The following is a 14,819-nucleotide window of genomic DNA, read 5'->3' as shown; positions in this document are numbered from 1 at the left end:
TTGATTACTCTGTCGCCGCCAGGATGGGAATGACCTTGGCGGCAGGTACGGTCTGCTGTTTTTCTGCGGGTGTGGCCGGACGGATCTGGTTGCGCTCATTGACGAAGACAATATTGTCATCCCCCGCGACACTGTTGACGAAGCTGCGGAAGCGCTTGCGTACTTCGGGATCGGTGACTGCGGTTTTCCATTCATCTTGGTAGTTGTCTACCACGTGTTGCATTTGGGCTTCCAGCTCTGCGCCCAGGCCTAATGAATCTTCAATCACGACTTGTTTGAGGTAATCCAGGCCACCTTCGAGGTTGTCGCGCCAGGTGCTGGTCCGTTGCAGGCGGTCTGCCGTACGGATGTAGAACATCAGGAAGCGGTCTATCATGCGGATGGCATCTTCTTTGCTGAGATCGCTTGCAAGCAGCTCGGCATGGCGTGGCTTCATGCCACCATTGCCGCACACATAGAGGTTCCAGCCGTTTTCAGTCGCAATCAATCCCACATCCTTTCCTTGCGCTTCGGCGCATTCGCGCGTGCAGCCAGACACCCCAAACTTGATTTTGTGCGGCGCACGCAGGCCTTTGTAACGGTTTTCCAGCTGCACTGCCAGGCCAACACTGTCATCCACGCCATAGCGGCACCAGGTGGAGCCGACGCAGCTTTTGACCGTACGTAGCGATTTGCCGTAAGCATGGCCAGATTCAAAGCCGGCAGCAATCAACTCTTCCCAGATATTGGGTAATTGCTCCACGCGGGCACCAAACATGTCCACGCGTGCGCCACCGGTGACTTTGGTATATAAGCCATATTTTTTCGCAATCTGGCCGATGGCGATCAGGCCATCTGGCGTGACTTCGCCGCCCGGCATACGTGGCACTACCGAGTAGCTACCGTCTTTCTGGATGTTGCCCAGGAAATAGTCATTGGAGTCTTGCAAAGACGCCAGGTCTTTTTTCAGGATAAATTCGTTCCAGCATGAGGCCAGAATGCTGGCAGCGGTGGGTTTGCAGATATCGCAGCCCAAGCCTTGGCCATGTTTATGCAATAACTCGTCAAAGGTTTTAATCTGGCCCACACGCACCAGGTGGTAAAGCTCCTGGCGCGAATACGGGAAGTGTTCGCACAGGTGATTGTTGACGGTCATGCCCAGCTTCACCATCTGCGCTTTCATCACCTGCGTCACCAACGGCACGCAGCCACCACAGGCGGTACCGGCTTTGGTGCAGGACTTGATGGCGCCTATGCTGCAATTGCCAGCCGCCACCGCTTCACCAATTGCACCCTTACTGACATTATTGCAAGAACACAGTACCGCGGTATCCGGCAGGGCATCCACGCCCAGGCCAGGTTTTTCCTTGCCATCACTGGCTGGCAGAATCAGGAATTCAGGATTTTCCGGCAGCGGCATGGCGTTGACGGTCATCTGTTGCAGCGTGCCGTATTCATCGGCATTGCCAATCAGCACGGCGCCCAGCAGTTTTTTGCCATCTTCACTGACGACGATTTTTTTGTAGATATTGCGCACCTCATCGGTGTACTGGTAGCTGCGGCAACCATGGGTTTTGCCATGCGCATCGCCCACGCTGGCGACATCCACACCCATCAGTTTGAGCTTGGTGCTCATGTCTGCGCCCTGGAAAGTGGTCGATGTTTCACCCAGCAGATGTGCGCAGGCGGTGCGGGCCATGTCATAGCCAGGCGCGACCAGGCCAAACATCTCGTCGTTCCAGCTGGCGCATTCGCCGATGGCGTAGATATTGTGGTCACTGGAGCGGGAGAAGTTATCAATGGCGATACCGCCACGGGCACCGATGGCCAGGCCGCAGTTACGCGCCAGTTCATCACGGGGGCGGATACCTGCAGAGAACACGATCATGTCGGTTTCCAGCCAGGTGTCATCAAAGAACACCATACGGTGACGCGCCGTTGCCCCATCGACAATCGCCGTGGTATTGCGGCTGGTGTGCACGTGTACACCCAGCTCCTCAATTTTGCTGCGCAGCACTTTGCCGCCCGCTTCGTCCACTTGCACTGCCATCAAACGGGGCGCAAATTCAACCACATGGGTTTCCAGGCCCATGTCTTTCAATGCCTTGGCACATTCCAGGCCCAGCAGGCCGCCGCCAACGACGACACCGCTCTTGGTGGTTTTGCCTGCGGCCGTCATCGCTTCCAGGTCTTCAATGGTGCGGTAGACAAAACAGTTCTCACGGTCACGCCCGGCGACAGCAGGGACAAATGGATAAGAGCCGGTCGCCAGCACCAGCTTGTCATAGGCCAAGATCGTGTCGTCTGTCAGTGTCACGGTATGCTGGTGGCGGTCTATATGGCTGACGCGGGCATTGAGGCGCAACGTCAGGCCCGGCCGGTCATAAAATCCAGGCTCGACCAGCGACAGGTCTTCCGCCGTGCTGCCCGAGAAAAAACTGGAGAGGTGCACGCGGTCATAAGCCGGGCGTGGTTCTTCGCCCAGCACGGTGACTTGCAGGTTGGCGGCGGCCAGGTCAGGGTGGCGTTTCACCAGTTCTTGCACAAAGTAATGTCCCACCATGCCGTTGCCGACGACGAGGATGCGTGTGTGTTGATTCATCTTGTATTCCTAATCAGATGCAAGCAGGCAGTGTCACGATGTTTTTCATGTCAGTTGCGAGCATTGCGTTACCAAACTCAAAGCCTAAAAACAAAAACGGCGTCCATAGCCTATGCCGCGATTGCACATTGCAATCCTGCGAAACAAGCTATGGACGCCGTTGTCCAGTATGAGATTTGCCGACGATGGAAAATCTCTGATTTAAAAATGGCATGATAAAACGCCACTTTGTGATAAAAAAGCAATTGGCATGCCAACCGCCAGGATGGGGGCGCAGATGAATCAGGATTTATGCTAAGTCATTGTTCCTGATGTGTTTTATCTGCAAGCTTGCGTGTATGTTTGAGCTTGCGGGCACCGCGCGATCCATCTGCCATTGGTCTGGTGCACGCTAATGAGGCATGTGCACAGGATTGCACCATCCTTGGCGCAATCCTGTTTTGGCCACTGTTGAGATTCAACTGCCCTCAGGTAAGTCCGGTTTGGATATCCTTACTCCGCATGGGTTTTGCCATGCAGTTTCACCAGCCGTTTAAGCTCTGGTAAGCAGGAGCCGCAGCTGGTGCCGCATTTGAGCTTGGCTTGCAGCGTGGGCAAATCTGCTCCCTGTAGGCAGGCTTCGATAATCTCGTTTTCTGAGACATCCAGACAGTTACAGACGATTTTGCCGCGTGATTTTTGTCCTGTAGGCGGCGCGGCCAGCGGGGCGAGAGCCCACTTGCGCAGCTCGTCGGTAAACTGGCCTTCAAGCATGACTTGCTTGAGCCAGTCTGCTGCCAGCGTTTCACCAATCAGGCGAACTGCGCTGACCTGGCCTTGTTCGACCAGGATACGTTTGCTAATGCCACGTTTGACATCATCCAGGCGCAGCATGGGCGCATCCTCTACCATGCCGAGCAACTGGTCCAGTTGAGCAATCAGTTTACTATCCGGCGCGGCGCTGTGGGCAGCCCGTAAAATCAGCATGCCGCTGCCACGGCCATACAGGCCCACGGTCGCATAATCAAAGGCGACCAACAGGCGACGTATTTCGGCCAGCAAGGTCAGGTCGTTACAACTGCGCATCACCGTCATCTGCCACGGCAAGCTCAGTTTTTCGATCTTGACTGCGGTGTGTTTCAGCTCGGGTTGCTTGGAGCTTTTGTCAAACGCAGGCGGCATCAGCGCATTCACGCCCAGGCCATGCATAAACTGGCTGCCCCAGTGCATGGGGATAAACAACTCTGCCGGTTTGACTTCGTCCGATGCCTGCACCTTGATGGTTAACTCCCCGCGCTTGTTACTGAGTTTAACGATGTCACCGTCTTTAATTTGGCGGCGCTGCATGTCGTCGCGGTGCATGGATACGACTGGTTCTTCAACATGGTTGTAAAGCTGAGCCAGGGTGCCGGTACGGCTCATGCCATGCCACTGGTCGCGCAGGCGGCCGGTCAGCAGGTGGAACGGATGACGCGCATCCGGTTTGTCCGCGGTTGGTTTATAGACCGCGCTGACAAAATGCGCCTTGCCACCCGGTTTCTGGAACACGCCATCGGTATACAAGCGGGCTTCGCCTTGGGTGGCCCCAGATTTAAAGGGCCATTGTTGCGGACCCTGGCTTTCCAGAATCTTATAGGTCAGACCGGTGATATCAAGATCGCGGCCACGTGTACTTTCGCGGTGCTCATTAAAAATGGTTTCGGTGTTCGGGTAATTAAACAGCGTTTGGGTTTTACCCAGTTTCTGTTCCAGCCGCTGCGCAAAGTCGACCACGGCTTCCCAGTCATGACGGGCTTCACCCGGCTTGGGCGCCGCAGGCTGCACGCGTGTGATGCGGCGCTCTGAGTTGGTGACCGTGCCTTCTTTTTCGCCCCAGGTGGAGGCAGGCAGCAACACATCGGCATAGGGATTGCTGTCGGTATTATTAAACGCATCTTGCAGTACGACCAGCTCGGCATTCTGCAAGGCCGCCAGCACATTATTGAGGTCTGGCATGGAGTGCGCAGGGTTGGTGCAGGCAATCCAGATTGCCTTGATCTCGCTATTTTGAACCGCTTCAAACATTTCCACGGCGGTTTTGCCTGGCGTGGCCGGGACGTCGGGCACGCCCCACAGGCGCGCGACTTCTGCACGGTGGTCGGCATTGGCCAGGTCGCGGTGGCCCGACAGCAGGTTGGCCATGCCGCCGACCTCACGGCCGCCCATGGCGTTGGGTTGGCCCGTCAGCGAGAACGGGCCTGCGCCGGGCTTGCCGATCTGGCCGGTGGCCAGGTGCAGGTTGATCAGCGCGGCATTTTTTTCGGTGCCATGGATGGACTGGTTCAGCCCCATGCAATACATGGACAAGGTTGGGCCCGCACCAAACCACTTGGCGGCCTGGATAATGTCTGCTTCGCGCACACCGCAAATATCCGCCACCATCTTGGGCGTATATTCGCGCACGGTTTCCTTGAGCGCTTCAAAGCCTTCGGTATGGTTGCGGATATAAGCCATATCCAGTAGGCCTTCCCACAGCATCACATGCAGCAAGCCGTTAAATAGCGCGACATCGGTGCCGGGCAAAATTGCCAGGTGCAAGTCGGCCAGCTGTGCGGTATCGGTGCGGCGTGGATCGACCACCACCATTTTCATATCCGGATTCCTGGCTTTGGCATCTTCAATACGGCGGAACACAATCGGGTGGGCAAAAGCGGTATTCGAGCCAGCAATAAACAGGCATTGCGTATGGTCGATATCCTCATAACAGGCCGGTGGTGCATCGGCGCCCAGCGTGGCCTTGTAACCGGCGACGGCAGAACTCATGCACAGGCGGGAATTGGTATCGACGTTGTTGGTGCCAATCAGGCCCTTGGCCAGCTTGTTAAAGACATAATAATCTTCGGTGAGCAACTGGCCGGAGATATAAAAAGCCACTGCATCCGGGCCATGGGTGTTGATAATCTCGGCAAAGCGCTCAACCACATGATCGAGCGCGGTATCCCAGCTGACGCGCGTACGCGGCAGGTCTCGCGACAGGCGGACTTCCGGGTACAGCGCGCGTGCATCCAGTTTGGCGGTCAGGTGTAGCGTAGAGCCTTTGGTGCATAAGCGGCCATAGTTGGCAGGGTGCTCGGGGTCACCCTTCACATCAACAATCTGCTGGCCTTCAGTGGTAATGATGACGCCACAGCCAACGCCGCAATAGCAGCAAGTGCTGCGCGTTTCGCGCCGTTGCTGGTAAAACGTGACCGGCTCTGCGGTCAGCGCATGGTTGGAGGTCTGGAGTTGTTGCTGTTGCGTCATACGATACCTGGAAATTACAAATTACTTATTTAATTGCAGATAGACCATGCCATCTTCTACCTTGACGGCATAGCAGGCGGTTTCACCAACATCCGGTTCTTCGGCCTTGCCATCCACCAGGCTGATTTTCCAGCTGTGCAGTGGACAGGCGACTTTGTCACCATAGACAATGCCTTGTGACAGCGGGCCACCTTTGTGCGGGCAACTGTTGTTGAGTGCGAATACGCGGTCATCTTGTGTACGGAACACGCCGATGTCGATCTCGCCATGACGCACCACGCGCGCGCCCAGGGCCGGGATGTCGTTTACCGGGCAAATTTTAGTCCAACTCATTATTTCCTCTTTTCCAACTTGAATCTGTTTTCTCAGCGCCAGGGCTTAAGAAACCAGTAACAAATAAATCAATAACACATTCATACACAGCGAGATGACGGCCAGCCATTGCCATTTGACCAGACGCGCCCGTGCAATGAGCGGTGTACGGGGAATCACTATCGGTTTCAGTTCGCCGTGTTCCATGGCCAGCAGCATTTCTTCAGCCGTTTCAAAACGATCAGCCGGCTTTCTGGCAATGGCCTTAAGAATCACGTTTTCCAGCCAGGCGGGGATTTCGGGCCGGTAACGGCTAGGCCGGATAGGCTCACCAAAGCGGGGTGACTGGAAAGGCTCGATTTCACCGTAGGGATACTTGCGTGTCAGCAAGTGATAAAGCGTCACACCGGCCGCGTAGATGTCTGCCTGGCGGTCAGCTACTTTGCCGTCAAACAGCTCTGGCGCCATAAAGCTGGGCGTACCGGGATTTTCCATTTGCTCAGGCATAGGCACGGTGCTACTTAGGGCCACGCCCAGGTCCAGGATACGCAAACGGTTGTCACTGCCCATATGGATGTTGGCCGGTTTGATGTCGCGGTGCACAATATCCAGGCGGTGCAGCATGCTCAGGCCACGTAGCAACTCCTGGCCGATATTGGCTACACCATTGATGGTGAAATGATGCCCGGCCTCAAGCCGTTGTTGCAGAGTGGCACCCTCATGCCAGGTCATCACGTAATAGAGCGCACTGCGCTGCTCGCGTGTGAGCGGCAATATCTGTGGCACACACTGAGACACCACGCGTTTGGCCAGCCACTCCTCATTGAGCAGGGCTTCACAAGTGGTTTTATCATCTGCCCGGTTGGGTTGCAGCGTTTTTAATACAAACAGCTGCCCGGTGGCATTCCTGACCTGATAAATGAGGCTGACGCGCGAATCGTGCAGGATTTGTGTGACGGTAAAGCCATCCAGTTGATCGCCAATGGCAAGCTTGGCTGGCACAGGCAAACTGAGCGCGTCAGCCAGCATGTCGGTCAGCTGATCTTCCCCCACCTGGTCAATACGTACCACCACTGCGGAGGCGTTATCCTGCCCCCCTTTTTCAAGCGCCAGGCTGGCCAGATGCTCGGCCATCAGCTGCGGGGTATGGTAGAGCATGAGCACTTTATGCACTTCGGCATCACCCAGCGCCGCCCACACACCGTCACTGACGATGGCATAGACATCCCCTGTTTGTAGCAGTCCTTCAGCGTAATCGACACTGAGCTGGTCATCCAGACCGACCGCCCGTTTGAGGACATGGCGCATATCCGGCCTGTCCCACACATGGTCAGTGGTCAGGCATTGCAGGGATTGCTCGCGTAGGCGGTAAATGCGTGTATCGCCGACATGGGCCATCACATACCGCTGCCCGCGCAATACCATCAAGGAGAGGGTGGTGGCCATGCCAGCCATGTGATTATGCTTGCGCGCTTGCGATAATACCCAGCGGTTAGCTGCCTGGATGACTTTGTCCAGCGCGTGCTGTACGGTCCAGGTGTCCGGTGTCGCATAGTAGTCTGCCGAGATCGTGCGTACCGTCATTTCAGCCGCTTCTTTACCTCCCTCGCCACCACTCACGCCATCGGCCACCGCCAGCAAAGCCCCTTTGATGCCCAGTTGGGCATCCGCAGGCGTGACCAGGCCGATATAGTCCTCATTGCGAGGTCTGGGCCCTGTCAGACTGCTTTCGCCTACACTGAAAGTGAGTTTCATCCTGGCTTCCGTTTGAATGACGCTATGTTTGAATAACGGTATGGATGCTAGCTTAAATCTTGGCTGTGGTCACGGTTGCTGCGCCCCAGGTGGTACGCCAGCGGTTTTTCACGCTGGACAAGCCGATCAGCGCCAAGATCGCCAATCCGGCAAAAATGGTCAGGCCCAGCTGGTAGCTGCCGCTGATTTGCTTGGAATAGCCCAGGCTGGATGCCAGGTAAAAACCACCCACCCCGCCTGCCATACCGACCAGGCCAGTCATGACCCCGATTTCCTTGCGGAAGCGCTGAGGCACCAGCTGGAACACGGCGCCATTGCCCATGCCCAGAGCCGCCATCGCCAACACGACAACCAATAATCCTAAGGACTGGCTAGCAATGCCAAAGCTCAGGATAAACAGGAACACGGCTGCCAGCACATACATGCTGCTCAGGCTGCGGATGCCGCCAATACGGTCTGCCAGTAAGCCACCGAACGGGCGCACCAGTGAGCCGGCAAAGACACACGCGGCTGTAAAGTAACCTGCATGTACCGCATCCAGACCATACTGGTCATGGAAGTAAATGGTTAATGAAGACGCCATCCCGACAAAACCGCCAAAAGTGACACTGTAGAAAAACATAAACCACCAGGCGTCTTTATCCTTGAGCACTGCCAGATATTGCGATAGCGATTTGGCCGCAGGCGTATCAGGCGCATCTTTGGCCATGGCGACATAGACAATCAGGGCGAGCGCCAGTGGAATCAGTGCCAGGCCAAACACATTGTTCCAGCCAAAGGCGACCGCCAGGCCAGGCGCAAACAGGGCGGCCAATGCCGTGCCGGAGTTACCTGCGCCTGCAATGCCCAGGGCAGTCCCCTGGTGCTCAGGCGGATACCAGCGGGAAGCCAGCGGCAACGCCACCGCAAATGCTGCGCCAGCAAAGCCGAGGAACACGCCCAGCAGCAAGGCCTGCTGATAAGTTTGGATGCCATGCAGCCATGCGGTCAGCAAGGCTGCAATCACAATGACCTGGCCGATCAGGCCTGCTTTTTTCGGCTTGAGCTGGTCTACCAGCACGCCCATGACGATACGCAGGATAGCCCCGGTGAGCACCGGAGTGGCCACCATCAGGCCTTTTTGGGCCGGATTCAGTTGCAGGTCAGCAGCGATTTGTACCGCCAGTGGCCCCAGCATGACCCAGACCATAAAACTCAGGTCAAAGTAAAAAAAGGCCGAAAACAGAGTAGGTTTATGGCCGACTTCCCAAAAGCTTTTTTGCATCTTGTCTCTCCAGGGCGTGCGATAGCAATGCTCGCACGCCACTTTTTCATTTAAACAGTAATGGTGTCAAATTCTTTGTGTTCATCACGCTTGTTGACGCGCTCTGCCCACGGGTCCACCGCCCCTTGCAGCGCATAGAGCAAACGCTCATACGCCGCTTTGCGGCCTTCGGCATCTTCAAGAATGCGTTTTTTCACATAATCCAGCCCGACACGTTCAATCCAGTGCACCGTGCGGTCCAGGTAACGCGCTTCTTCGCGGTAGAGCTGAATAAAGGCACCTGAGTACTCAATCACCTCTTCAGCGGTTTTCACCTTGCACAGGAATTGCGCCACTTCGGTTTTGATGCCGCCGTTGCCGCCGACATAAATCTCCCAGCCCGAATCCACGCCAATCACGCCTACGTCCTTGATGCCGGACTCGGCACAGTTACGCGGACAACCAGACACCGCGAATTTGACCTTATGTGGTGCCCACATATGGTCAAAGGCTTTTTCAATATCGATGCCTAGCTGCGTGGAGTTTTGCGTGCCAAAGCGGCAGAACTCTGAACCCACACAGGTTTTGACCGTGCGTATGGATTTGCCATAGGCATAGCCGGACGGCATATCCAGGTCGGCCCACATATTGGTCAGGTCTTCTTTTTTGACACCCAGCAAATCAATCCGCTGGCCGCCAGTGACTTTCACCATAGGCACGTTGTACTTGTCAGCCACATCGGCAATTTTGCGTAATTGGTCAGGGGAGGTCACGCCACCATACATACGGGGCACGACTGAGTAAGTACCATCTTTCTGGATGTTGGCGTGTACACGCTCGTTGATAAAGCGCGATTGTGGGTCATCCTTGGCTTCATGCGGCCAGGTGGAAATCAAATAGTAATTGAGCGCCGGCCTGCAGGTCGCGCAACCGTTAGGCGTTTTCCAGCCCATACCTTTCATGGCACTCGGAATGCTTAAATACTTATGTTTGCGGATTTCTTCACGCACTTCTTCATGATTGAAGTCGGTACAGCCGCACACAGCCTTGCTGCTGGAAGGTGGCGCATAGCCGCCGCCCAGGGTGGAGGCCAGAATCTGTTCAACCAGGCCGGTACAACTGCCGCAGCTTGAACCGGCTTTGGTTTGTTTTTTAACATCATCCAGCGTGAACAGGCCTTTTTCCTGAATCGCCTTGACGATGGTGCCCTTGCACACACCGTTACAGCCACAGACTTCCATTTCGTCGGTCATGGCAGACACTTTGTCCTGACCCTGGTGGCCGGTATTGCCCAGACTGTCTTGCCCGAACATGAGGTGATCACGAATTTCGTGTATCGGTTTCCTGTCGCGCAACAGCTGGAAATACCAGGCCCCATCCGTCGTATCGCCATACAGCACGGCACCGATGATTGTGTCATCTTTGATCACGAGTTTTTTGTAAACCCCGCCGACCGCGTCGTGCAGTAAAATTTCTTCGGCATCGTCACCGCCCATGAAGTCACCGGCAGAAAACAAATCAATGCCAGTCACCTTCAGTTTTGTTGAGGTGACCGAACCTTTGTATAGACCGATGCCGAAGTTGGCCAAATGTGTGGCGCACACTTTGGCCATTTCAAATAAGGGCGCCACCAGGCCGTAAGTCATGCCACGATGGCTGACACATTCACCCACAGCATAAATGCGAGGGTCATAGGTTTGCATCGTGTCATTCACCACAATGCCACGGTTGCAGTGGATGCCTGCAGATGCGGCCAATGCGTAGTTCGGGCGGATGCCGACAGCCATGACCACCAGGTCTGCCGGGATTTCCTGGCCGTCTTTGAAGCGTACGGCCACCACGCGGCCATCTTTGCCTATGAGTTGTTCAGTGTCTTTTTGCAGCAAGAATGTCAGGCCGCGCGCTTCAAGAGATTTTTGCAGCATCTTGCCGGACACCTTATCCAGCTGGCGCTCCAGCAACCACTCGTTTTTATGCACCACCGTCACATCCATGCCCTGGATTTTGAGGCCATTCGCCGCCTCCAGGCCCAGCAAGCCACCGCCAATGACCACGGCATGCTTGTGCGTTTTGGCGGCCTCTATCATGTCGTTGGTGTCTTTGATGTCACGGTAACCCAGCACACCCTGCAGGTCAGCACCCGGAATCGGTAATATAAAGGGCTTGGAACCCGTCGCCAGTAACAGGCGATCATAGGGAACGGTGGTGCCGTCTTCTGCGGTCACCGTGCGCGCTTTACGGTCAATTTTGTTGACGCGTGCGCTGGTATGCAACGTAATATTGTTCTCTGCGTACCACTCGCGTGTATTCAGGATGATGTCATCAATCGTCTGTTCGTTGGCCAGGACGGGTGACAACATGATGCGGTTATAGTTTGGATAAGGCTCATCCCCAAAGACGGTAATGTCATACATGTCCGGCGCAATCTTGAGCAGCTCTTCCACTGCCCGCATGCCGGCCATGCCGTTGCCGACGACCACCAGTTTCTGTTTCATCTTAATCACTCCTTACTGATCATTTATGCTGCATCCGCCAGGCTGGCCCAGCGTTGCAGGTTTTGTTGCCAGTCTTGGTCTTGCTGGCTTGTTCTTGCTAATTTCACAACTTCACCGACCACGATAATGGCCGGGCTTTTCAGACCTTGCTGATGCGCCTCATAAGGCATGGCCTGTAATGAAGAAATGGCCGCGCGCTGGTTGTCGCGGGTACCGTTCTCTACCACCATGCAGGGCATGTCAGGAGACATGCCGGCAGCAATGAGCCCGCGGCTGATGTCTGGCAGGTGCTGCATGCCCATGTAAATTACCAGCGTGGTATGACTCTCCACCAGGGCTCGCCACGGCAATGGCTCCCCGTCCTGGGTGTGACCGGTAATCAGCGTGACACCATGGTTGTAACTGCGGTGGGTGGCTGGCACTTCCATACTGGCGCAGGCGCTCAAACCACTGGTCATGCCTGGAATAATTTCATAGGGGATATTTGCCGCTCTTAACGCCAGCATTTCTTCACCGCCCCGGCCAAAGACAAAAGGGTCGCCGCCCTTGAGGCGGACAACCACTTGTCCCTGTTCGGCCAGTGCGACCAGCATGCGGTTGATGAAGTGCTGCGGGGTAGACTTGCAGCCGCCACGCTTGCCAACCGGCACGATGCGTGCCTGCGGGCAATGCGCGAGCAAGGCCGGATTGACCAGGTCATCGACCAGCACAACCTCTGCTTGCTGCAGGACCTTGATGGCCTTGAGCGTAATGAGGTCGGGATCGCCGGGTCCGGCACCCACTAAATACACTTTTGCGGCTGAAGTCATAGGCAGTTCCTTACTTGGTTAAATCAAAAGGTATACATGGCAGTCAGCCATAATTTTTCTGTGTCCTGGATGCGGCCGCGATTACTGGCTGCATTGGTCACAGTATTGGCAGCGGCTGCGTACTGGTCATCTTCGGTATATTTGCCATACTCGAGTTTGGTCATCCAGTTCTTGTCCATATTCCAGGTCACGGCGGCATTCCACTCGCGGCCATAACGGTGACCGTTAGCGCTGGCGCCACCATTCACGGTAAAAAAGTCTTCATCAGAGCGAATGTCGTGGTAGTCGACGAAAAACAGGAAGTCGCCATATTTGTAGGTGGCGGTGATAAAGGTGTCTTTAATACCCTGACGTGGTGTGACCAGAAATTTGTCTACCCAGCCCTGGAACAGGTGGTTGGTGCCAAACGGAGTCTGGAAGGCATACTGGCCGTCGTTGCTGGAGAGCAGTTCCTGGTCAATGCGCAGGTTGAAGTTGTCTATGCCAAAGCCGCCACCCAGTTTGTAATAGTGGGCGTCAATACGACTGTCACCGCCTTTGTAATCCGTCTGCTTGGCGTATTCCGCCGTGTAATGCGCACGGTAATTAGGTGTGAACGGATGGGTACCATCCAGGCGTAAACCGATAATTTTGTTCGATTGGTCTGCCAGCAGATTGGCGCCACCCGCGCCAAACCAGGCATTGCCCAGGCCCAGGTTCTCAAAGTTTGAAAAATAACCATAACCGACCAGGAATTCGGTAGGCGAGATGCGATAACGTGCATTAGCGATTTCGAGATCACCACTGCGGTGTGTGGTGAAAATCTGACGTACACGGTCAAAGTGGGCCAGAAAGATTTCGGTGTCGGGAATGCTTTTGTTAAATACCGAGACGCCATCGAACACTTGCGTATTCTGACGGAATGCAATGTCACCAATGAATCGTACATTGTCTAAATTGACGATTTGGCGCCCGGCACGCACGCGGGTGTTTTTGATGCCAGTCCAGTCCACAAACAGCTGGTTAAAATCCGTGTAGTCGGGATCCACCACCTTGGCATAGTTGATTCTATCGCTTTCGTTGGAAGCACCATTGGTGCGGACGGTGTTGGTGCCGTCATTGAAGTCATCCTTCAATTTGCTGACATTAGTAATTTGTGCCGCAAAGCTCCAGTTATGGTAAGGCGCCGTTTGCCAGCCAATCAGGCTGCGCAGTGTCACCGCATTGGCATTATCCAATTCGCGGGCGCCAGTCGGGTTTGCACTACCATTAGCAAAAGCACCAGGTTGCAATCCATCCTGGTCTACATGCTCATAGCGCAATCTGAAACTGGTCAGGTTTTTACCGGTTTTAATGGCGTCCATAAAAGTGTATTCAGGGATAACCTCTTCTTCAGCCATCACCTGCTGGCTCAGTGCTGCCAGTAAAATCGCGAGTGAAACTTGACGCAGGCGTGGGTGTGAGTTAGCTTTCATGTGTTGCTCCTTTTTCAATGTGGGGGTAACCATACTTCGATGAGGTGTGGATGCTGGCGGGTGACCGCCCGTCAGCATCATTTTTTATGCCGCCTTTTTGGCGTGTCTTTCATACAAAAACTTCAAGACCTCGCTACGCAGATGCGTGTAAGCCGGGTCTTCTACCAGCTCCAGGCGTTTGCGCGGACGTGGCAGATCAACCTCTAAAATTTCACCAATCGTTGCTGCCGGGCCATTGGTCATCATGACGATGCGGTCTGATAACAGTACGGCTTCGTCGACATCGTGTGTGACCATGACGGCCGTGCAACCGGAACGGGACATGATGGCCATCAGCTCGTCTTGCAGTCCGGCCCGGGTGAGTGCATCCAACGCACCAAACGGCTCGTCCAGAAGTAGCACTTTGGGCTCCATGGCCAGGGCGCGGGCAATGCCCACGCGCTGTTTCATGCCGCCGGAGATTTCATTCGGGCGTTTTTCCACGGCGTGGCTTAAACCAACGAGTTCCAGCGCGGCACGTGTACGTTCGGCTAATTGCGTCGGTCCTTCCGTATCACCAAACACACGCTCCACCGCCAGGTAGACATTTTCAAAACAGGTCAGCCAGGGCAGCAGAGAATGGTTCTGGAACACGACAGCGCGTTCTGGGCCAGGCTTGGCAATTTCGCGGCCGGCACAAAACAGGTAGCCTTCAGTAGGCTGCAGCAAACCGGCAATCAGGTTGAGCACGGTAGATTTACCGCAACCTGAGTGACCGATGATGGAAATAAACTCGCCTTCACGGATATTCAGGTTGATATCTTTAAGTGCCTGGAAGCTGCCTTTTTTGGTTTGAAACGTCATGTTGACGTTTTCAATCAGGACATAACGGTCTTGCATCATATTGTTCGTCATAGTGGTATTCCTTTA

9 protein-coding genes are annotated in these 14,819 nt (G+C 55.0%); all 9 read right to left on the bottom strand.

Annotated elements, in window-relative coordinates; genetic code table 11:
* Positions 1 to 4: 4 nt before the first annotated feature.
* The gene (gene nirB, locus ACJ67_RS10370) at positions 5 to 2,581 is read right to left on the bottom strand and encodes a nitrite reductase large subunit NirB (RefSeq protein WP_049639010.1); all 2,577 of its coding nucleotides are present in this window, start codon (positions 2,579 to 2,581) and stop codon (positions 5 to 7) included.
* A 492-nt stretch (positions 2,582 to 3,073) separates the two neighbouring features.
* Complete coding sequence (locus ACJ67_RS10365; RefSeq protein WP_049639009.1) at positions 3,074 to 5,842, bottom strand: nitrate reductase; 2,769 nt, start codon at positions 5,840 to 5,842, stop codon at positions 3,074 to 3,076.
* A gap of 21 nt (positions 5,843 to 5,863) precedes the next feature.
* Positions 5,864 to 6,175, bottom strand: coding sequence for a nitrite reductase small subunit NirD (nirD, locus tag ACJ67_RS10360; protein ID WP_049639008.1), 312 nt, complete (start codon positions 6,173 to 6,175; stop codon positions 5,864 to 5,866).
* Between the two features lie 45 nt (positions 6,176 to 6,220).
* On the bottom strand, positions 6,221 to 7,909 hold the full coding sequence (locus ACJ67_RS10355) for a bifunctional protein-serine/threonine kinase/phosphatase (RefSeq protein WP_049639007.1): 1,689 nt from the start codon (positions 7,907 to 7,909) through the stop codon (positions 6,221 to 6,223).
* Positions 7,910 to 7,961: 52 nt separating this feature from the next.
* On the bottom strand, positions 7,962 to 9,173 hold the full coding sequence (locus tag ACJ67_RS10350; RefSeq protein ID WP_049639006.1) for a NarK/NasA family nitrate transporter: 1,212 nt from the start codon (positions 9,171 to 9,173) through the stop codon (positions 7,962 to 7,964).
* A 50-nt stretch (positions 9,174 to 9,223) separates the two neighbouring features.
* Positions 9,224 to 11,647, bottom strand: a complete 2,424-nt coding sequence (nirB, locus tag ACJ67_RS10345) for a nitrite reductase large subunit NirB (protein ID WP_049639005.1) — start codon at positions 11,645 to 11,647, stop codon at positions 9,224 to 9,226.
* A gap of 23 nt (positions 11,648 to 11,670) precedes the next feature.
* On the bottom strand, positions 11,671 to 12,456 hold the full coding sequence (cobA, locus tag ACJ67_RS10340; RefSeq protein WP_049639004.1) for a uroporphyrinogen-III C-methyltransferase: 786 nt from the start codon (positions 12,454 to 12,456) through the stop codon (positions 11,671 to 11,673).
* A gap of 23 nt (positions 12,457 to 12,479) precedes the next feature.
* Positions 12,480 to 13,910: a hypothetical protein gene (locus ACJ67_RS10335; protein ID WP_049639003.1), complete on the bottom strand. Its 1,431-nt coding sequence runs from the start codon at positions 13,908 to 13,910 to the stop codon at positions 12,480 to 12,482.
* 84 nt (positions 13,911 to 13,994) lie between these two features.
* Positions 13,995 to 14,804, bottom strand: a complete 810-nt coding sequence (locus ACJ67_RS10330) for an ABC transporter ATP-binding protein (protein ID WP_049639002.1) — start codon at positions 14,802 to 14,804, stop codon at positions 13,995 to 13,997.
* Positions 14,805 to 14,819 lie beyond the last annotated feature (15 nt).

The organism is Methylophilus sp. TWE2 (genome assembly GCF_001183865.1).
GTDB lineage: Bacteria > Pseudomonadota > Gammaproteobacteria > Burkholderiales > Methylophilaceae > Methylophilus.
The sequence above is the reverse complement of the archived record's forward strand: the minus strand, read 5'-3'. Positions and strand labels throughout refer to the sequence as shown.